We start from the raw sequence: 19,120 nt of genomic DNA on the forward strand, positions 1-19,120 counted from the left end.
CCGCGACGATGCCGCACCCGGGAGCCGCTACGGCCGGCGAGAAATCCTCCCGGCCCCGGGCCCCAGGCACGTCTCCGTGCCCACACGGCGCAGCGGGCCCCCAGGCCGCCGACTGTCCGCCGCCACCAGCATGGCCACGCCATCTGTAGCGATCAACGCACGATCAGTAAACGTCCGTATAGCCACACTCAACGATGTGCACCGCCCGCGCCGCAGCCCGCGCTGCACTGCACGACACGGCGCAACGGCACCCCCGCAGGACCCCACGGGCAACGGCACGACGGCGGACACCACCGCCGGCGGACCACCTCTCCGGGCGGTGCCGCCATCGCTCCGCCCGAGACCCGGCTGCACACAGCTGCGCAGCGCATCACCGGTTCGACGGCATCCGCATGGTCATCACGGGCCTGCAGGCCTTGGACGACGGACGGCCGGGCCAGGCACCAGGCGGTGCCGGCCACGCAGCGCGTCGTGGATGCGCTCCGCGGTGCCCTCGTCGTGCCACCACGTGAGTGGGGCAGGCCGCCGACGAGGTGCAGGTGGCGACGGGCGGCGGGCAGGAGGAGCTGCCGCCGTTCCGCTCGCGTCAGGTCTTCTCCGTGGCGGCTGCGTCCAGGAGGGCCGTGACGAAGGCCCGGACCCGTCCGGTGGTGTTGCCCTCTCGCCAGACCGGGCCGCGATGGATCGGCGGGGCGTCGTGGATCGGCACGTACACGACGTCCTGGCGCGGGTAGTAGCGCCGGGAGTGCTCGCCCACCGGCAGCACCCCGCGCCCCAGCGCGACCAGCGACAGCATCTCGGAGAAGGTGTTGCCGGACGGCCCCTTGGGCACCGGGCGACCGGCGGGGGTGCGCTCGGGAGTGCGGTCGCGCTTGAAGCCGACGGACGTCGCCTTCGGGTACTGCACCACCGGGTGCTCGGCCAGCACCTCCAGTGACACCGACTCCTCCCGCGCCAGTGGGTGCCCGGCGGCCACCGCCAGCACCCGCCGCTCGGTCAGCACCGCCGGGCCGCGGGCCATGCCACCGAACGGGTAGGAGGCGAGCAGTACGTCCACGGAGCCGTCCAGCAGACTGGCCCGGGAGTTGAACAGCTGCACCTCGCGGACCTCTATCCGGCAGCCCGGATGGCGCTCGGTGAACAGCCCGACGGCTTTGAGCAGCAGCGGGGCCGTCCATTCGCCGAGGAAGGCGACACGCAGCTCGCCGGTGACGCCACGGCCGGCCTCGACGGCCCGGTCGTGGGCCTCCTCCATCGCCCTGACCAGCGGCCGCAGGTCGTCGGCGAGCTGCCGCCCGATCGGGGTGAGGCGCACGGTGCGGCTGGTGCGTTCGAACAGCGGGGCACCGACGCGGTGCTCCAGCGCCCGCACCACCTGACTGATCCGGCCGGTGGTGACGTGCAGCCGCTCGGCGGTGCGGCCGAAATGGAGTTCCTCGGCCAGCGTCAGGAACGCCTCCGTCTCGTGCCGCTCCCACATCGCCACCGCGGCCATCGCCTCTCACCCGTCGCCACATCGTTGAGTTGTACTCAACGATCGTAGAGCAGAAGGACGTTGATGGTGCTCCGTGACCGGAGGACCGCAGAGGCCGAGCGGGAGAACAATCACAGCCCGCGTCCGAGCCCGTCGAAGGACCCGGCCGTTTCCGTCAGGGACCCAATAGCGCGCAACGGCACGGGGCCAACGGGCCGTCGGGGAAGAACGAGCGGGCCCGGGGTACAGCCGGGCACCACCACCTGGTCCTCCAACTCCTCCTGGTCCACCACACGCGGGCGGCCTGCGGCCGCGGTGGGGGTGCCGGCCTGGCGGCCGGACCGGTGGGTGGCCGGGAGCCGGAGCCTGACGGCCCGCCGCCAGGGGCTGGCGGCGGGCCCAGGTGCCTGCGGCGGCAGGACCGTGGCGAGGCGGCGACGGTGGCCTACAGACCCCACGGGGGCCGGTACCGCCCAACGGACCAGCCGCACCGGCCCCCGCCGCTCGCCCTGACGGACCAGCAGCAGCCGCTGCACCCGCACCGCGCGGCGGCGGCCCGTGTCCCTCTGACAGGTGACCTTGACCGATTGCCACACGATCTTGACCAACACCAGGCATCTGCCACGTGCTCGTGGCGCTGGGCCCGCACCTTGACTGCCCGCCGGCCGCTACCTCCGGTTTCGCCACTCCGCCGGAGGGAGGTGGGTCTCCGTGTAGTCACCGATCCGGTCCGCCCAGAAGGTACCGACGAGCACCGGCCTGGTCAGGAGGACGTCGTGGGCCCGCTGGGAGCCGCCGAATAGCCCCAGCTCCTCCGAGGCGAGGTCACCGAGGTAGGTGTACTGCAGGAAGATGTCGCGGACGTCCGTGTACGCGGTGAGATCCGCGGCGAGCCGGGACGGCGCGCGGCCCACCAGCGGAATCCCGTCCAGCAGGACCTGGGGGCCAAGCAACGCGTCGATGGCCACGCCCACCAGGTGCCCGGTGCTGAAGTAGGCGGTGACAGCCGGCCAGGCGCGGGTGGCCGGGGGGTTGTACTCGCGGCTGACCACCGGCCCGTAGTGCGGCTTGTCCCTCCTCCACGGAAGGAGCTTCAGCACACCCTGGAATGCTTCCTCCACCTCCTGCGGCGTCAGTCACCGGCGTTCCGTCAGCTGCAGTGCGTCAGGAATTTCCGGAAATCCCCCGCATTAGACTCAAAGGCCTTTCATTTCATTTCCATGTTGGAATTGACCGCATCACTGAATGCCGCCCCCGGCGATACGGTCAACTGTATTCATGACATTGATTTTGACCGTGTCGTCCGGCATCATCACGCCCGCCAGGAGCCTTCCCCCCGCAGGTACCGTGAAGCAGTGTCCCTCTCGGACGGAGGCCAGATTCCCCTCGCGGTCGACGCATATCACCACCTTCACGTCCACCGGGCGCCGTTCGTAATAACCGGAGCTGCCGCTGCCGTACATCCCCGGGTCTCCCGGGACATATTCCCCCTCGACCGAACTCCGGTATTGGTAGGAGAAGATCTCCCACAGATCCGGCGCCCGCTCGTACTCCGCCGGGCCCGCCGGAGGCCGGCGCTGCCACCACCGGCGGGGCTCGGGAGCGGGGCGGGGCACGACACGGGGCGGGGACCAGAGCCCAGCAGTGCCGGCGGGGAAGGTCGGCGCGATCCCGGCGTCCAGGTAGCGCTTCAGCGCCCAGCTCCCCAACGCCCGCATCAACTCGTACCCGGCCAGCGGGACCACCGGTACGGGCTCGGGCCCGCGCTCGGCCGCCAACGCCTTGGCCTCACGCCGCTCGGCACGCACCTTCTCGAACAGCTCGTCAAAGTCCGACACCCTGCAACCCCTCCCGCTCCACCCCGGCTACAAAGCCACCGGGCCACCCCACCACCCCCGCCACCCCACCCGCAGCCAAACCAGCACAAACACAGCACGGCACCACGACGAGCCCCGACCTGGCAGCGGCCCGGCGGGCGCCACCACATGGTCCCCCAACTCCCCCGTGCGGGCTGCCTGCGGCCGTAGGGGGTGCCGGCCTGGCGGCCGGACTGGAGGTGGGCGGGGGCCAGGAGCAGCAGGCTGGGCCAGGCCGGGGGGCGGGAGCAGCCGCAGGCGGGCGGCGGCGGTGTCCTCTGACAGGCGATCGTGACCGATTGCCAGGTGATATTGACCGGCGCGGGTCGAACGCCTGTCGGTACGGTCAGCCCATGGAAAACCTGCCAGAGAGCGTGGACCGCGAGATCCTGAGCGGCCGGATCATCCATGCGATCAAGGCGTACCGGGACGCGTCCGGCTGCACGATCCACGAAGCCATGGACTTCGTCGAGGAGCGTCGCGCGGAGCTTCACCGCGACCGGCCGAACACCTGACCTGCCAGCTCCCCGACCTCCGGCGAGTCCGAGGGCGACCCGGGCCGCGATGGCGCTGACGACGCCGAGGAGGCCGCTCGATGAGCGTGACGGACACCGCCCTGCGTGAGTCGCTGAAGGCGCTTCGGCTGTCCGGGATGCTGGAGACCCTGGACGCGAGGCTGATCCAGGCCCACGGTGGTGAACTCGGCCACCTGGACTTCCTGCAGGTCCTCTGCCAGGACGAGATCACCCGCCGTGAGACCGTCGCCTTCCAACGGCGCTTGCAGAAGGCGAAGTTCGAGCAGCAGGTCACCCTGGAGGAGTTCGACTTCGCCGCGTCCCCGAAGCTGCCCGCGGCCCAGATCCGCGACCTGGCAGCCCTGCGCTGGCTCCATGCGGGCGAGTCCGCAATTCCGTTCGGACCGGTCCTTACTGACTTCGGCGCTTCGGGGTGATTGGCCTGTTTATGCAGCTGACTGACGGCCTTCTGCGCGCTATGCCGTTGGTATGCGATATGCGGATGGGGGCGGGCTGACGACGAAGGGTCGCCAGCGCCGTGAGGCGGTACGGCTGGAGGCCGGGTTGCGTCCTGGGAAGTGGTGTATGGGTTCCACCCGTTCCGGGGGTTTCCTCCCGGTAACGGATGTCGTCTGGAAACGTGAGACGGCCACCGGTTGATCCTTCGAGATGTCTGACGTCACGAAGAGGAGACCAACACGATGACCGCACCTGACAGTCTGCCGTTCGCCGCCTTGCTGGAGGAGAACCTGGCCTCGGCGAGTCCGGATTTGTTGCGGGCGATGGTGAAGACCTTCGCGGAGGCGATGATGTCCGCGGACGTGGACCGGGCCTGCGGCGGCGAGTACGGACGGCCTGGTGAGGAACGGGTCAACTCCCGCAATGGATACCGGCATCGGGATTGGGACACGCGGGCCGGCACGATCGACCTGGCAATCCCCAGGGTCCGCTCCGGTTCGTACTTCCCGAGCTGGCTGCTGGAGCGCCGGCGCCGGGCCGAGCAGGCCCTGATCAGCGTCGTTGCGACCTGTTACCTGCTCGGCGTGAGCACTCGCAGGGTCGAGAAGCTCGCCGAGAGCCTGGGCGTGACCCAGCTGTCGAAGTCCCAGGTGTCCGAGATGGCCAAGCACCTGGACGAGCGGGTAGCCGAGTTCCGTGACCGTCCCCTCGACCAGGGCCCCTACACGTTCGTCTGGGTCGACGCCCTGACCCAGAAGGTCCGCGAGGGCGGCCGCGTCGTCAACGTCCACTGCCTGGTCGCGGTCGGGGTCAACAACGAGGGCCAGCGCGAGGTGCTGGGCCTGGATGTCGCCACCAGCGAGGACGGCGCCGGCTGGCTCGCATTCCTGCGCTCCCTGGTCGCCCGCGGCCTGGGCGGGGTCCAGCTCGTCGTCTCCGACGCCCACGCCGGCCTGGTCGACGCGATCGGCGCAACCCTGCCGGGCGCATCGTGGCAGCGCTGCCGAACGCACTACGCACGCAACCTGCTCTCGCAGGTCCCGAAGTCGGCCCAGCCCTGGGTCGCAACCCTGTTGCGGACCGTCTTCGAACAGCCCGACGCCGACGCGGTCCGTAAGCAGATGGCCACCGTCATCGCCACCCTCGACGAGCGATTCCCCAAAGCCGCAGAGCACTTGGAGCGCGCCCGTGAGGACCTGCTCGCCTTCGCCGCCTTCCCGCGCACGGTCTGGAAGTCGATCTGGTCGAACAACCCGCAGGAGCGGCTGAACAAGGAGATCCGCCGTCGCACCGACGTCGTCGGGATCTTCCCCGACCGATCCTCGGTCATCCGGCTGATCGGCGCGGTCCTGGCCGAGCAGAGCGACGAATGGGCCGAACAGCGCCGCTACATCGGCTCCGAGATCCTCGGCCGCTGCCGCCTCCACCCGATCGAGGGAGAAACCCCCGACGAGACCATCCCGACCGCACTCACCGCATAGCCTGACACTGGATCACCGAGTGGCCGTCGATACACCTCCTAATGAGGTTGTCAAGCCGCAGCAGTAACGGATGGGTCGCTCTGGTAGCACTGTCCGTCACGGATGAGAGCCCATAGGACGTTCACGCGTCGACGGGCCAGGGCGAGCACGGCCTGAGTATGGCGCTTACCCTCGGAGCGTTTGCGTTCGTAGAAACGGCGCGAGTCGTCGCAGGTGCGGATGCTGATCAGCGCGGAGGAATAGAAGACGCGTTGTAGCCCGCGATGGTAACGCCGGGGCCGGTGCAGATTGCCGCTGACGTTGCCCGAGTCGCGAGGGACCGGGGCAACCCCAGCGAGACTCGCCAGGCGGTCGGCGGTGCCGTAGCGGCTCATGTCGCCGGCTGTGGCCGCGAGGAACTCGGCGCCCAGCAGCGGGCCGATGCCGGGCATGCTGGCGATCACTTCGGCGAGTTCGTGGTCGCGAAAGCGGTCTGCGATGAGCTTGTCGATCTCGGTGATCTGGTCGTTGAGACTCATCACCTCAGTGGCCAGGGTGTGGATCACTTGCGCGGTGATCTTCTCCCCGGGGACCGCGGTGTGTTGTCGCGCGGCCGCTTCCAGGGCAGTCTCGGCCAAGGCCTCGAAGCTGCGGACCTTGCGGTTTCGCAGCCAGGTCTCCAGACGCCTGCGGCCGATCCGCCGTAGCGCTGCCGGGGTCTGGTACCCGCTCAGCAGGACCAGGGGCCCGACGTTGCCGAGGTCGAGTGCGCGCTCCAAGGCCGGGAAGATGCTGGTGAGTTGGCCGCGCAGACGGTTGATCCTGCGGGTGCGGTCTATGTTCAGGTCGGCCCGCCGGTTGGTGAGGACTCGCAGCTCGACGGCGTGCTCGTCGTCCGGTCGGAGGATGGTCAGGTCTCCGCGCATCCGAGCCTGGTCAGCGATGACCGTGGCGTCCCTGGCGTCGGTCTTGCCCATGCCTCGGTAGCCGGCCGAGGCCCGGTTGACGGCCAAGCCGGGTATGTAGACGAGGTGCTGGCCGTGGTTGAGCAACATGCTGATCCACAGTGCGGCCATGCCGTCGCCGACGTCGACGGCCCAGACCACGTCCTCGTCGAGGGCCAGCACGTCGGCGAGCAGGGCCAGCAGTTCCGGCTCGTCGTTCAGCACGCGGCGCGACAGCAGTCGTTCGCCCTGCGCGTTCAGCACCACGCAATGGTGGTGGGTCTTGCCGATGTCGGTCCCCGCCCAGATCCGGGTCACCTGTACCTCCGGTCGCTCGCTGAGTGTGTTCCGGACGACCTCGCCGGCATGGTCCTACTCAGCGATGCACCCGAGGGGCTCGCAGCTCCTAATCAGCGGCCGAGTCGTCGTGAGACTCCGGGCGGCCAGGTGTATCGAGCCATCGATGGCAACCACTCCATAGCCATACCCGGAGTCTCTGGATCCCAGGACCATACGACCGGCCCCTCCGACCCACCAACAACGTAGGACCACTCCAGCGGACGTGACCGAGCCACTTCGACGTGTACGCCGACAGGTGCCGACACGAGCGCGCTTCCACCTGCATGCCGGCAGGTGGTGGTCAGCGCCGTCGGCGGCCACCGGGGTGGCGCGGGCGGGAGGGTGCCTGGAGCTGGCCGCGTTCCATCCGCCATTTCTGGGCGCGGCAGTTCAGCGCTGCGACCAAGTCCCGGTCCGGCGCACACATCAGCTCGGCAGGGCCGGAGCGTGGGGATCCGACGGGCCCGCGGCCGCGTACACGGTACGGGTAGACACGGGTGGTGGCCGGACCCCGCGCTACCTGGTGACGGCGGGACCGTCGGCAGGGCACCCGCCGACGGCCGGGTGGCTACGCGGCACCGCGGCGGGGCTCCTGTCCCGGGGCCGGGCTGCGGAGAGGCGGAAGGCACTTGTTGTCCGCGCCGGAGGGGACGGATGATCGACTCATGTACATGGGCATGGGCACCGCCGACGACATCCCCCTGAGCGTGCTCTTCCCCCAGTCGTCGGCCGCTGGCCTTGAATCACTTCGGCGTGCGGCGCGTGGTGTTGGCGGGACTCAGGCCGGGGCCTTCGCCAAGGGGTGGGACTGGTGGCCGGCGTATTCGGTCTTCGCGGGTCCGCAGTCCGAGACGTGGGTGATCCTCATCTTGTGCGCTGTCCAGCCGTCGGGCGATGGTGACTGGTTGGAGTTCCAGCTTCAGGTGGGCTGGACGGAGCTGGGTCAGCATGAGGTGAGCGCCTCGGTCAACGTGGCGTGCATGTGCGAAGCCGACCACGGCACCCACGACGTCGGCGTCCTCACGTTCGTCGTCGGCGACGAGATCTCGCTGCCCCAAGCCTTCGAAGCATGTGCCGAACGCATGACGGTACAGCTGACCGACTCTCGGGACGCGGACTTCTGGCGAGCCCGGGAAGATCTGCCGACGCGCCGCATGTAGGCCCACGCGCGGACGGCTTCACGTCCTCTTGCCCGGGACCAGGTCGGGCGCCGTTGCGGGGGCGCCGATAGGCGCGGGGCGGGACGTCCGGGTAGCTGTGGCGACCGGACGTCCCCTTCACATCGAGGTCGACTTGCTGCGTCGCGTGGTCGCCGTTCAGGCGCCGCTCGGCGGGAAGTCGGTGTGTCCGGGTCGGCGCCGTCGGCGATGAGCTGGGTCCTGATGCTGTTGCGGTCCTCCTCGCTGAGGGCCGCATCGGGGTACGGGGCACCAGGAGGGCGGTGGGGTGTGGTGGCGGCCGGGGTCCGTTCGGATCCCGCTGGGGGGCGGGGCCCCCGGGGGGGGGGGGGGGGGGGGGGGGGGGGGGGGGCGTGTGGGCCCCCGCCCCCCCACCCCGCCCCGCATCCCCCGGGCCGGGCAGGGGTCACGGGACGGGGGCACCCTTCCCGCCCCAGACGGGGTGAAGAGACAGGAAGAGTGCCGGGGAAGCCCGCACCACCGGAGCGCACACAGCACTCGACAGCAGCCGGGCGGGAACAGGACACACCATAGGTGCGGCAGACCACCGGTCAACCCCACGGTCGAAAGCGGCGAAAGGACGGAACCGCGGAAGGACGGAGCCGCAACGGGGCCCGCCCGGACGGAGGCAGAACCCGCCGTCCCGGGCCGGCAGGGCCGACCCCGGCGTCCGGCGTCCGGCGTCCGGCGGTGTGCGGTGCGTCGGGGGATGCCGGCTTTCAGATGTGGGAGGTGAGGCCGGTGACGGGGTCGTGGGAGATCAGCGCCGGCAGATGCGGGTCGTAGCGGACGACCTCGGCGGTCAGCAGGGCCGGTCGCCGGCCGGCCGTCGCGATCTCGGCAAGGAACCGCAGCACGGCGGCCACTCCTGCCCCGTCGAGGACGTCCTCGGGCCGGACGGAGAACTCGATCTCCTCCTCGTCGTAGGGCACGGCGAAGAACCGGACGGCGCCGAAACGGGCCCGGAAGGAGAAACTCGTCCCCTGGCCCTCAGGCTCGTCCGCCCAGACACGGAAGAGGTCGGCGATGGCGGGACGCACGGGATCGAGCCGGGGGTAGGGGTGCTCCACCTCGGTCTCGTCGGCCACAGCGCGCAGGCGTTCGAGGACGGCGATCCACCCGCCGCGGGTCACATCGAGGACCCGGATGTCCCTCAGACTGCCGTCGAGACGGAAGACATCGCACATCCACGGCTCAGGCAGGCACCGTGCGCGGGTACCGCGCTCACCGGCGTGGACGTCCTCGTGCGTCAACTCGCCCAGCTCTCTCGCGTTCGTCTCTCCCGTACCAAGGATGCACGGTAGGAGTGCGATGGCACGGACCGACCTGCAGCCGGGGCGGCCGCCGCGGCCGTACAAGGGAACACCGCTGCCGTGGCACAGCGCCGGGGATCCCAGGGCGGCCGCGCCCGAAGCCCGCCCCAGCGGTGAACCGGAGCCCGGCGCTGGCGGCGTAGCCTCACGGGATGCATTCTCATCTGCGCTTCGAGAACCCTTCCGCGCTGCCTCACGAGGTGGTGGCCGAGGTGTTGGAGCGGGCCCTGCACGACCCCGCTCACGAGGGCGAGGCAGCGGGCGTCCTGGTCGGGAGTGCGCTCGGCGATGACGATCGGGAGTTCGTCGAGCACTGGTGTGTGCGGGTCGGCACGAGGGCTGTGCCGGGCAGTCCTCTGCTCGGTCTGGCCGGCCTGTGCCTGGGGCATGTCGCCCGGCGCTTCGGGCGTCTGGGTGATGAGGCCCTCGCGCTGGCGCAGTCACTGGCGGCGCGGGCGCAGGCGGACCCGTCGGATGTGGACGGCCGGGCCGTCGACGGCTTCGACGATGTCCGGAGCTTCCTGCACCTGTGGTGAGGCCGGACACCGCGGCCCGGGAAAGCGGCAGTGCCACGCCCGCGGGGCGGGCCCGGCACGGGCGTGACGATCAGGCCGACGTCGCGGTGAGGTGCAGGGCCGGCGGGTCCGGGTGCTACGGACTCGACGCGCCACACCGGGTAGCCGTCGGCGCGGAGCGCGGCCGCGACCTGGTCGAGGGCGGCGTTCCTGGCAGCCCGGATCACCTCCCCGCACTTCGCCGACCGGACGGGCTGCTCTTCCATCTCCCCGTCGACGAACCACCGGACGTCGGCGGACCGGTCCTCGTCATGGAGGCTGGGCCCTGCGAACACGCCGTTGATGCTGGAGTCGTTGCGCTGGTCGGTGAGCCGGGTGAGCGGGATACCGGCAGCGGCCAGGGCGGCGGGGACGGCCCGGGTGGGCTGGTGGTCGGCGTGGTCGGGCAGGTCGTGAACGTGCTTCAGTGCTGACCGCTGACCGAACGGGTCAGGTCCTGCAACGGCCTCGGCCGGTGGCGCGGGAATTCAGGTGTCCTGTTGGAGAGGTCATGCGAGCATCGGCGTGTGATCGACGATGAGGAGCTGTTCGTCACCGACCTGATCGGGAAGCAGCTGATGCGGGTGACCACGGCTTGGCACCGGTACGCCGACGCCGAGCCGTCGCTGCTACACCTGTGGCTTCACCTGGAGGGACTGGACCCGGTTCTGTTCCACACGCCGGGAACCGGGCTGTTGCTGCGCGTCGACCAGCCGCACCGGCCGTATGCGATGGTCGAGCACGGCGAGGTCTCCGTGATCGACGATTCACCGGATGTCCTGCTGACCCAATTCGTCGGACAGCCCATCCGCTCGGTCCGGGAGATCGGCTACGACGACGGCCGTGTCAACTTCACCGCCGGCCTCACGCTCCAGTTCCCCAGCGGAAGCATTCGGCTGCTCGGTCTCGACGACGATCTGGTCATCGCTCACGATCAGGACCTGGGCGCCGTCGAAGCCCACCTGCACGAGGACCTGACCCTCGCGCGGGTGGTGCAGACCTGCGGGGGCTGCCCGTCGCAGTGGGATGTCTGGTACCTGTACCTGCGGTACCGGCACGGCGAGGGAACCGTCGAGCAGCATCCGAGCGAGGACACCGACACCTGGGACGGTGAGGAGTCGAGTCTCTGGACCAGCTGGGACGACGGAACCAACGGTGGCTCGATCGAACTCGCCGACTTCCTCGCCATGGCCGGCCTGCGGCTGGCCCCGGACGCCGAGGTCCACACCGCCGGTCGACCCGAAGGCCTGAGTATGAGGCGGACCAGTTCCGCCGGGGCTCCTTCCCGTCCTTGACGGCCGTGACATATGCCTTCGCCTGCTGAGATCCCAACAGCGGTGCCTGCTTCCGCAGGCGGCGCATCGCGGCCATCACCCCGTCGGAGCGAACGAGTGCCCGGACGGCCGTGAGCAGCGGATCGGGCTCGTCTGGCGGCCGGAGGCCCCTGACCTGCCGGAGGTAGAGCTCCTCCCAGCGGTCACCGACGAATGTGGTGACCGGGATGTGGTGGATGCTCCCGTCCTGCCGGTCCACCAGATACGGCCCTTGGCCTATGAGCATCTTCCCAGGATCCCGGCTGCGGATGTACTCCACCGACTCCACGGAGACCAGCCACCCGAAGGTGTGCTCGTACACGTCTGCCACGGCCCGCTCGGGCTCCCGCGCCATCCATGGTGACTCCTGCCGCTGTCTCGACAGCAGCACCTCGACCAGTTCCACCGCACGTTCCTTGGTGACCGCGTTCCTCATTCTTCACCACGGCACAACCGGGCTTCCGATCCCGACTGGATCAGTGAGGTTTTCTCAGCGAAATGATCTTCCCGAAGCGGAGTGAACCGGTAGCGGCGGGGCGGATCGGACAGAACGTCCCCGGCCGTGGACAGAGATGAAGCCCCCGGCAGGACAGGTCTCACCACAAGATCATGTCCGTAACTACCAGAGGCTTCACGTTGGTCACCTATGTTGCCACGCTCGACGTCCCGCGCCACGCTGTCGAGTTCCTCGCCCGGCTCCTGGCCGCCCGTCGTCGCCGGATCGGCACGCCGAAGGGCTCGCGGGCGCTGGGCCCGTTCCGGCAGACGGTGCTGGTGCTGCGCTGGTTCCGCAAGCGCGGCCGCGTGCACTGCCCGGCCCGAGACGCGGGCGTCTCCCGGGCCACCGGCTACCAGTACCTGCACGAGGGCATCGACATCCTCGCCGACCAGGCCCCGACCTGCACGAGGTCCTCGCCCGCTGCCGGCGGGAGCGCATGACACACGTCATCCTGGGCGGCACGCCGATCGAGTCGGACCGCCTGGCCGGCGTCCGCGAGAACGGCAACGACCTGTGGTTCAGCCAGAAGCACAAGGCGTTCGGCGGCAACATCCAGTTCCTGTCGGCCCCGGACGGCACCCCGTTGTGGGTCTCCGACGTCGAGCCCGGCTCGACCCCCGACATCACCGCAGCTCGCATCCACGTCCTGCCTGCCCTCTACAAGGCAACTGCCGACGGTCTGCTGGCCCTGGCCGACAAGGGCTACACCGGTGCGGGCATCGGCATTCTCATCCCTGTCCGCCGTCCAAAGGTCAAGTCCGAACAGGCACTTCACGTCGATACCCGCATGTTCAGCACCCTGATACGGCACGCCCGGGCCCTCGGCGAGCGCGCCGCCGCCGAGTTCAAGCAACACTGGCGCACCCTGCAGCACGTCACGCTCAGCCCCAACCGGATCGGCGACATCGCCCGAGCCGCCCTCGTCCTCAACGGAATCTGGAAGTGATCACCGCTGAGAAAACCTCAGAGCGTGGTGGTGAATCGGGTGGTGTTCGGTGGGGTCGGGTCTGGGATGCCTTGAACGTTCATGCTGGCGGCTGAGCGGGTGTAGACGAACGGGCCTCTTGGTAGGAGTGCGGTTGTCGAGACCAACCCTCCGGCCCAGGAGGCCCGTTGCCGTACCAGTTGACCATTCCTGTGCCGGGCGATGCCACTTCGCTCACTCTGGCGTGTGACTGCTTCGTTCACCAGTACGGGGCGATCGCGGCGGGGCGGCGTGCGCCGCACTACCCGTCCGACATGACGGATGCGGAATGGGCCCAGGTCAAGGGCTCGATGCCGGTGCCGGCCTGGCTGGAGGGCCGGGGCGGACGCCCCGAGGCCTACTGCCACCGTGAGATGGTCGACGCGGTGCGCTACGTCGTCGACAACGGTGCGAAGTGGCGGGCGATGCCCGTCGACCTGCCGGCCCCGCGCAAGGTCTACGACTTCTTCCGCCGCTGGTCGCGCCACGGATACGTGCGCGAGCTCTACCAGCGGCTACGTCGCCTGCAGCGCAAGCGGGAGGGCCGGGTGGCCGAGCCGAGCGCGGGAATCATGGACGCGCAGTCGGTGGACGGCTCGGAGACCTGCCCCACCGCCACGCGCGGGATCGACGGCAACAAGCGGCGCGACGGACGCAAGCGTCACATCCTGACCGACACGGGCGGTCTGCTGCTGGAGGTCACCGTCACCCCCGCGAACGTGCACGACTCGGTGGCCGCCCCGGAACTGATCAACGCGTTCATGGCCGAGCCCGGACGCCTGCTGAAACTGGTCTGGGCGGACACCGCCTACCAGGGCCCGACCCTGGCGGAGGCGTTCGCGGCGCACGGAGTGCGGGTCGAGGTCGTCAAGCGCCCGGACGGCACCAGGGGATTCGTGGTGCTCGCACGCAGGTGGGCGGTCGAGCGCACGCTGGGCTGGCTCTCACGGGCCCGGCGACTGAACCGCGACCACGAGCGCCGGCCCGACCACCACACGCAGATGGTGTGGTGGGCCGGCCTGATCACCCTGACGCGGAAGCTGGCGAAGGAGCGCCTGCACTGGCCGGAGTTCCGGCCCGAGCGCCTGGACCAGCGGCAGGCCTGAACAGGCCCCGCTCACGAAGCAGCCAGCCGCGCGCCTCCAGCGCATAGGCACGATGGCGCACCTTCTCCACCTCGTTCAACCGCGCCGCGTCCCGTCCCAGTGCCCGGGTCAGCTCCTGCACCGTGACCGGCCCCGGTGCGGCCAGGGCCGTCTCGAAGACCTGCCGGTAGGCCCCGCACAACGCATCGGCCCCCAGGCCCGCCCGCCAGACCGGCGGCCGGGCATCGTAGCCCTCCCTCAGCACCGGACCCGCGGGCACTGTCCCGACCACACGCACGGGTTCCTCCACCACAGTCGGCGCTGGTGACGCCCCGCCACCCTCCTGGCCCGCGGTCGACCCTTCGGCGAACATGAGCGCCACCTCCTCGCGGGCGATCCGCGCATGCTCCAGCCGCTGCCGGGCCGCTTCCGCCTGCACCTCGGCCTCCCGAAGCATCCCCAGCCAGGACTCCAGATCCTCCCGGGCCCGCGCCTCCCGGACCTCCAACAAAGCGATCACCGACGGCATCCCACACCTCCACGACCAAGCCAACTCCTCGCTGGCTGCCCGCAGCCGACCACCCCAACACCGCCACCACCCGAAAGCTGCTGGTCATCGAGCTACAGACCGGTTCACCACCACGCTCTCACTCTGGACGCCGACCAGACCTGCACCGAGGGCGAGCTGCTTCGAAAGATCGAGAAGCCCTGAAGCGGGGAGCGCCGCTCCCTGACGAAGCCGCATCGTCTACCTCGAACCCGGGGCCCGGGTCCGCACTACTTGCGGCCGGTCAGTATCCGCGGTCGTAGATCGCCCGCAGCCACGGTTCCCTGACGGCGGGCATCCGAGCGAGCGTGTACCGGAACGCCTCCCCGGACGGCTGAACCGGGTACCACGGGTGCGGCGGCAGCGGGTCGTCCCGCTCCACGCCGGCCGGCAGCCCGCCGACCACCGGCAGCCGGGTCCGGTGCGGCGGAAAGGCGAGCTCGGCCCAGAGCGCAGCATCCATTGGTACCGGCACCGCCCCGGTGTGCGGCTGCCAGATGTCTCCGGTCTGCGGATGGACCGGCACCAGCACCAGGTCGGCGGCCGGCTCCCCGAACCCCGGCCCGGCCAGGTCCAGCCGCTTCGCACCCTCCCCGGCGGGCAGCAGCGCGCCGAGTGCCAGGCCGAGGAGCGCCGCGACCGGCCCGGGCGCCGCCTCGACCGGCGCGCCCCCGGCGGCCACCACCACCTGGGCGAGGGCCGCGCCCGCCGGGATGTCCCGGTACTCGCTCAGCCGGTGCCACAGCGCGCCGGTGGCCGGCAGCTCCGCCCAGTCCATGACCGGCCGCTCCGGCGGGCCGGGCAGCCGTACCACCGCCTGCGGGACGAGCCGGACGACCTGCCAGCACCCGCAGTCGTCCATCCTCGTTGCGACCGGCAGATCGCAGCCCAGGCAGGCGAGGTTCGGCCCGTCCCTCCCGTCGATCCCCATGCAGTAGCCCCCGGCCCGCTCGAGGATCAGCCCGGTGCCGCGCATGTCGCCGGGCGCGAGGAGGACGCTGTCCGACGGCCCGTCGGACAGCGCGCCGAACGGTGCGAACCGCCCCCGCTTCACCGCCTCCTGCGCTCCGACCTCGTCCCACCGCCGCCAGGGCTGCCCGTACGGCTCGGGGTCGACGGCATAGGTCCCCGCCTCCAGCAGCGGCGGATGCAGCTCCTCCCAGTGGGTGTCGGCCAGGTGGATCGGCAGCGCCACCTCCGACACCGCCGCCGTCAGGACCGCACCGCAGCCCGCACACCCGAACACCGCCAAGCCGTCCCCTCCCACCGTCGAAGCCCCCGCATCCCACCAAGCCGGCAGGCCGGGGAGCAAGGGGTTTTCGCACGACACTGGACACCCCCACCGACAGGCAGGGCGGGCCTCGACGTCCCGGTCGCACATGGTCAGGTCGCGGTGGGGATGGAGCGCGCCGCTGCGAGTTTGGCCATCGTCCGAAGTCTCGCGAAGTAGGAGGCGCAGTACTCCGAGTTGATCAGGGGCACGATCTTGTCGAGGTCGGCGATGCACGCCCAGAGAACGGCGATGCCGTGGTCATCGAGCCCGCCGTTCAGCTCCCTCCGGACAAGTCCGGCGACATCGGCGTCCAGGAGGATCAGCTCCACGCCCTCGATGTCGACGCCGCGGAAGCTGTCGGGGTACAGGGCATGCCGGTGTTCCTCCCACAGACGGGCGAGTCGTTCTTCAGCCTGTGTTCCGCTCAGGTCGACAACTGCCGCTTCTGCCTCGGATGCCGGGCGAAGGAGCAGGGAAACGGCATCGAAGACGGCACGCACCATGTCGATGGCCCTGGTCGGATCGAGGGCGGCACTTGTCGCGGTGCCCTGCGTGAGTTCGTCGCGCAGTCGTCGACTGCGGTCGAGTTCTGCGGCGAGTTCGGCCGTGACGAGCCCTGCGCCGGTGGCCTGCTCGATGAGGTCCTGGAGTGGTTCGTCGATCGCCAGACGCTCGGCAAGGACGTGTTCCAGAGCGAACAGGGAGTGTGTGACGGCCACGGTGGCGAACTCGTACCGGTAGTAGGAGTGCCGGATGAGCTCGCGGGTCGTTTCCAGTGCGCTCATGACGTACATCGGCGCGTCGGCGGGCAGTACCAGGTCGGCCACCAAGGCGTGCATGTCCGCATAGTCAGGAACGACGTGGCGGGCACGCACGTCCGGTGCCGGCAGAGGGAGCGGGCCGGGCAACGGCGGCAGAGTGTTCACCGGTGCAGTCTTGCCATCTGAAGGCTGTCGGTGCCAACGGATTTGCGCGGGGCGGTCGGCCGCCCGATGCTGCACGCCGCAACCGGCCCGGTTCGGCTTTGAAGGACAAGCTCGGACGGCGGCCGGTACGGGGCCGGTGTGGGTGGGTGCGGGCCGGTGGGCGGCCGGTTCGACGGCCTGACGCTGGGCCTCGCCGCCCTCGCGGTGCGCAGCCGCGTCGAGCGCTGACAGATCCGGCGGACCGGTGTGTCGTGGTGTGGACCGGGGCGGGCCTGTGCTCAAGGGCCCGGCCTGGCGGGGGTGCTTCCTCTTCCGGTGGTGCCGGGTCGGGCCGGCTCACGTACGGCAGGAGTGTCCTGTGCCGCGGCGTGGTTCGGCGGTCACGCCGCGGTAGCCGGTGTGCTGCTCATGGACCGCCGTGGCGTTCACAGTCCTGCGACGTAGGCGTCGGCGTTGGCGAGGGCTGCTGGGGTGGCTCCGTCCGTCAGGGCCTGGCGTATCAGGTTCCAGGGGGCTTCGGGTTCCAGTCGGCCGAGGTGCTGCAGGAGTTCGGTGGTGAGGGTAATCGCCTGCTGGCGGATCATGGCCGGGATCTGGGAGCGGACGTGCGGAAGGTCTTGGGCGATCATTCCGGCGGCGAGCAGGCGGTTGTGGGCGGGGTTGCCGATGGCGACCCGTTCCAGCAGGCGGATGGGGAAGTCCACCCGGCAGGCCATGCGGGCGATCAGGACGGCGGCCCTCTGCGGGTCGAGTTCGAGGGTGCAGGTGACGGTGCGGGCGATCACCGTGGTGGCGTCCCGCTCGGCGGATGCGGTCTCCATGAGGAACAGCAGGTCCGCCGCGCTGCGGGTGCTGAAGCGCAGGAACTGGAGCAGGACCCGGGCGGCCGCGGGCGGGTCGGTGCGGGCGACGTGCAGGAACGACCGGGCGATCAGCCGCTCGGGCGTGTCGTCGCCGGTCAGGTCCCAGTCCTCGGCCACGGCGTTGAGGACCCGGGCGGTCTGCTGGTAATCGCCCGCCGCCATGTGCTGCAGGACCGCGGCCTGGTGCGGCATCTCCAGCAGCAGGTCGACCGGCTCCTTCGCCGTCTTGCTGGCGTTCGCGGCGGCGAGCAGGAAGTCGGCGGCAACCGTCGGGGGAGCCTGGACGACCAGCGCCCTGGTGGCGCCGTGCCTGCCGCGGCGTGTGGTGGTCGAGGCCGCCAGGACGGCGAGCGCGCGGGGGCGGGGGACGTCCCGCAGGACGGCCGCCGTGAGGGCTTCCTCCTCCTGGTGGAGCTCTTGCAGGACGAGGGCTGCGAGTTCGGTGTGGTCGCGCACGACGAGTTCCCCGAGGACGGCGGCCAGCGTGCCCGCGTCGTGCGCGTCGCCCTGGCGCAGGGCCAGGACCAGGCGGGTGGCGTCCTCGGTACGGACACCTTCGTGACCGATGGCCGCCCGTGCCGTGGCCTCGTCCAGGCCCGTCCGCCGCCGGGGCCGGGCGTCGTCGTCCGTCGGTTCGGGCGTCGTCTGCAGGAGGACGTCCGTGACGGCCCGGGCCGTCTCGCCACGGCGCACCAGCAGCGCCAGGCGCCGGCCGTCGAAGGCCAGCGGGTCCAGGTCGGCAACGCTCACGGCGGGCGCGACCGGCTCGGCCGGCTCGGCCGGCTCCGGCTCGTCGGGCGGCAGGTGTCGCCGCACCGCGGCGGCGACGTCCTGCGCGCTGTCGGCGAGGGCCTCCATCCAGGCGTCGGCCACTTCCCGGCCCGCCTGCCCGGCCGCCTCCTGGAGCACGGCGGCCGCGGCGGCCGGGCTGCGGCGCCCGACCTCCTGCAGGACCTCCACCGCCCCGGCGGTCCCGGGCATGGCGGCGAGCACCTGCTCCGCCACCAAGCCGTGCCGCCCTTCGAGGACAAGGTCCAGCAACGGCCCCAGAATCCCCGGCCCCGTGAAGGACCCGGAATCCGGCTCAGTGGCAGCTGCGGCGGTGCGCGGAGCGGGCCCGCCGGCGGGCTGTGCCTTCGTCCAGAGCCCGCGGACCTCCTCCAGCCAGCCGTGCCGGTCCTGACCGCCGACCAGTTCGATGCAGTGCCGGACGGCGAACTCGATGTGGTGCCAGGCGGGCTGCGGCTCGTGCAACTGCCGCTCCGCCTGCTGCTTGTCGATGCCCCGGCTCCTGGCGATCGAGGTCGGGCCTGCGCCGGACTGGTTGAGGATCTGGTGGACCCTCGCGATGAGCGCATTGACCTCGGGCGACCCGTAGCCCATCCCGGCCGGGTCTTCCTTGAGCTTCGGCCCCGGCTTCCGTCTTGGGCTCGTCGTCATCGAATGTCCGCCGCCTTCCCGCGCCCGATGCGGCGCCGGACAATCCTCGCCCCCGGCACCAGCCCGTGTCAGGACATTCGACAATGTCACAAAAGTCCAGGTCAGAGCATTGTCCGGC

At 70.6% G+C, this 19,120-nt stretch carries 16 protein-coding genes and 2 pseudogenes; 8 read left to right on the forward strand and 10 right to left on the reverse strand.

Annotation, left to right across the window (positions count from 1 at the left end; genetic code table 11):
• Positions 1–586: 586 nt before the first annotated feature.
• From SNE206_RS26820 to SNE206_RS26830, 3 genes are all read right to left on the reverse strand, one after another.
• Positions 587–1,495: a LysR family transcriptional regulator gene (locus SNE206_RS26820; RefSeq protein WP_407916073.1), complete on the reverse strand. Its 909-nt coding sequence runs from the start codon at positions 1,493–1,495 to the stop codon at positions 587–589.
• A gap of 647 nt (positions 1,496–2,142) precedes the next feature.
• Positions 2,143–2,574, reverse strand: a complete 432-nt coding sequence (locus SNE206_RS26825; RefSeq protein WP_407916074.1) for a hypothetical protein — start codon at positions 2,572–2,574, stop codon at positions 2,143–2,145.
• A 138-nt stretch (positions 2,575–2,712) separates the two neighbouring features.
• Positions 2,713–3,312, reverse strand: a complete 600-nt coding sequence (locus SNE206_RS26830) for a hypothetical protein (RefSeq protein WP_407916075.1) — start codon at positions 3,310–3,312, stop codon at positions 2,713–2,715.
• Between the two features lie 371 nt (positions 3,313–3,683).
• Between SNE206_RS26830 and SNE206_RS26835 the strand changes: the two genes are divergently transcribed.
• The 3 genes from SNE206_RS26835 to SNE206_RS26845 all read left to right on the forward strand — a co-directional run bounded on the left by SNE206_RS26835 (position 3,684) and on the right by SNE206_RS26845 (position 5,785).
• Positions 3,684–3,845, forward strand: coding sequence for a hypothetical protein (locus tag SNE206_RS26835; RefSeq protein WP_407916076.1), 162 nt, complete (start codon positions 3,684–3,686; stop codon positions 3,843–3,845).
• A gap of 80 nt (positions 3,846–3,925) precedes the next feature.
• Positions 3,926–4,282, forward strand: a complete 357-nt coding sequence (locus SNE206_RS26840) for an ATP-binding protein (protein WP_407916077.1) — start codon at positions 3,926–3,928, stop codon at positions 4,280–4,282.
• A gap of 264 nt (positions 4,283–4,546) precedes the next feature.
• Positions 4,547–5,785, forward strand: coding sequence for an IS256 family transposase (locus tag SNE206_RS26845; RefSeq protein ID WP_407916078.1), 1,239 nt, complete (start codon positions 4,547–4,549; stop codon positions 5,783–5,785).
• A 50-nt stretch (positions 5,786–5,835) separates the two neighbouring features.
• Here the strand turns inward: SNE206_RS26845 and SNE206_RS26850 are convergent, their stop codons facing one another.
• A complete protein-coding gene (locus SNE206_RS26850; RefSeq protein ID WP_407916079.1) occupies positions 5,836–7,026 on the reverse strand; it encodes an IS110 family transposase in 1,191 nt (396 codons plus the stop codon).
• Between the two features lie 686 nt (positions 7,027–7,712).
• Between SNE206_RS26850 and SNE206_RS26855 the strand changes: the two genes are divergently transcribed.
• Positions 7,713–8,207 carry a hypothetical protein gene (locus tag SNE206_RS26855; RefSeq protein ID WP_407916080.1) on the forward strand — a complete coding sequence of 165 codons (495 nt, stop codon included), beginning with the start codon at positions 7,713–7,715 and terminating at the stop codon, positions 8,205–8,207.
• A gap of 737 nt (positions 8,208–8,944) precedes the next feature.
• Here the strand turns inward: SNE206_RS26855 and SNE206_RS26860 are convergent.
• On the reverse strand, positions 8,945–9,412 hold the full coding sequence (locus SNE206_RS26860) for a hypothetical protein (protein ID WP_407916081.1): 468 nt from the start codon (positions 9,410–9,412) through the stop codon (positions 8,945–8,947).
• A 278-nt stretch (positions 9,413–9,690) separates the two neighbouring features.
• Here SNE206_RS26860 and SNE206_RS26865 point away from each other — a divergent pair, with 278 nt between their 5' ends.
• Positions 9,691–10,074, forward strand: a complete 384-nt coding sequence (locus tag SNE206_RS26865) for a hypothetical protein (protein ID WP_407916082.1) — start codon at positions 9,691–9,693, stop codon at positions 10,072–10,074.
• 545 nt (positions 10,075–10,619) lie between these two features.
• Positions 10,620–11,387 (forward strand): hypothetical protein, encoded by a 768-nt coding sequence (locus SNE206_RS26870; protein WP_407916145.1) that lies wholly within the window; start codon positions 10,620–10,622, stop codon positions 11,385–11,387.
• 181 nt (positions 11,388–11,568) lie between these two features.
• On the opposite strand, the pseudogene SNE206_RS26875 reads toward SNE206_RS26870, so the two are convergent.
• A pseudogene (locus SNE206_RS26875) lies at positions 11,569–11,841 on the reverse strand (YrhB domain-containing protein); the annotation flags it as partial.
• 200 nt (positions 11,842–12,041) lie between these two features.
• Between SNE206_RS26875 and SNE206_RS26880 the strand changes: the two are divergent.
• Together SNE206_RS26880 and SNE206_RS26885 are read left to right on the forward strand one after the other, a co-directional pair.
• Positions 12,042–12,850, forward strand: a pseudogene (locus tag SNE206_RS26880) (transposase family protein).
• 293 nt (positions 12,851–13,143) lie between these two features.
• Positions 13,144–13,974 (forward strand): IS5 family transposase, encoded by an 831-nt coding sequence (locus SNE206_RS26885; protein ID WP_407916083.1) that lies wholly within the window; start codon positions 13,144–13,146, stop codon positions 13,972–13,974.
• Here SNE206_RS26885 and SNE206_RS26890 read toward each other — a convergent pair.
• The 4 genes from SNE206_RS26890 to SNE206_RS26905 all read right to left on the reverse strand — a co-directional run bounded on the left by SNE206_RS26890 (position 13,892) and on the right by SNE206_RS26905 (position 19,002).
• Entirely contained in the window at positions 13,892–14,482 is a 591-nt protein-coding gene (locus tag SNE206_RS26890) for a hypothetical protein (protein WP_407916084.1), read from the reverse strand. The genes SNE206_RS26885 and SNE206_RS26890 overlap by 83 nt on opposite strands.
• A gap of 262 nt (positions 14,483–14,744) precedes the next feature.
• On the reverse strand, positions 14,745–15,695 hold the full coding sequence (locus SNE206_RS26895) for a hypothetical protein (protein ID WP_407916085.1): 951 nt from the start codon (positions 15,693–15,695) through the stop codon (positions 14,745–14,747).
• 188 nt (positions 15,696–15,883) lie between these two features.
• Complete coding sequence (locus tag SNE206_RS26900; protein ID WP_407916086.1) at positions 15,884–16,699, reverse strand: hypothetical protein; 816 nt, start codon at positions 16,697–16,699, stop codon at positions 15,884–15,886.
• A 425-nt stretch (positions 16,700–17,124) separates the two neighbouring features.
• Positions 17,125–19,002 (reverse strand): hypothetical protein, encoded by a 1,878-nt coding sequence (locus SNE206_RS26905; protein WP_407916087.1) that lies wholly within the window; start codon positions 19,000–19,002, stop codon positions 17,125–17,127.
• Positions 19,003–19,120 lie beyond the last annotated feature (118 nt).

It is taken from the genome of Kitasatospora sp. NE20-6, from assembly GCF_045862635.1.

Coding starts and splice junctions, on each gene's coding strand:
- SNE206_RS26840 (WP_407916077.1), top strand. CDS start 3,926: ATGAGCGTGACGGACACCGCCCTGCGTGAGTCGCTGAAGGCGCTTCGG.
- SNE206_RS26835 (WP_407916076.1), top strand. CDS start 3,684: ATGGAAAACCTGCCAGAGAGCGTGGACCGCGAGATCCTGAGCGGCCGG.
- SNE206_RS26855 (WP_407916080.1), top strand. CDS start 7,713: ATGTACATGGGCATGGGCACCGCCGACGACATCCCCCTGAGCGTGCTC.
- SNE206_RS26860 (WP_407916081.1), bottom strand. CDS start 9,412: ATGTGCGATGTCTTCCGTCTCGACGGCAGTCTGAGGGACATCCGGGTC.
- SNE206_RS26820 (WP_407916073.1), bottom strand. CDS start 1,495: ATGGCCGCGGTGGCGATGTGGGAGCGGCACGAGACGGAGGCGTTCCTG.
- SNE206_RS26865 (WP_407916082.1), top strand. CDS start 9,691: ATGCATTCTCATCTGCGCTTCGAGAACCCTTCCGCGCTGCCTCACGAG.
- SNE206_RS26845 (WP_407916078.1), top strand. CDS start 4,547: ATGACCGCACCTGACAGTCTGCCGTTCGCCGCCTTGCTGGAGGAGAAC.
- SNE206_RS26905 (WP_407916087.1), bottom strand. CDS start 19,002: ATGACGACGAGCCCAAGACGGAAGCCGGGGCCGAAGCTCAAGGAAGAC.
- SNE206_RS26885 (WP_407916083.1), top strand. CDS start 13,144: ATGACGGATGCGGAATGGGCCCAGGTCAAGGGCTCGATGCCGGTGCCG.
- SNE206_RS26890 (WP_407916084.1), bottom strand. CDS start 14,482: ATGCCGTCGGTGATCGCTTTGTTGGAGGTCCGGGAGGCGCGGGCCCGG.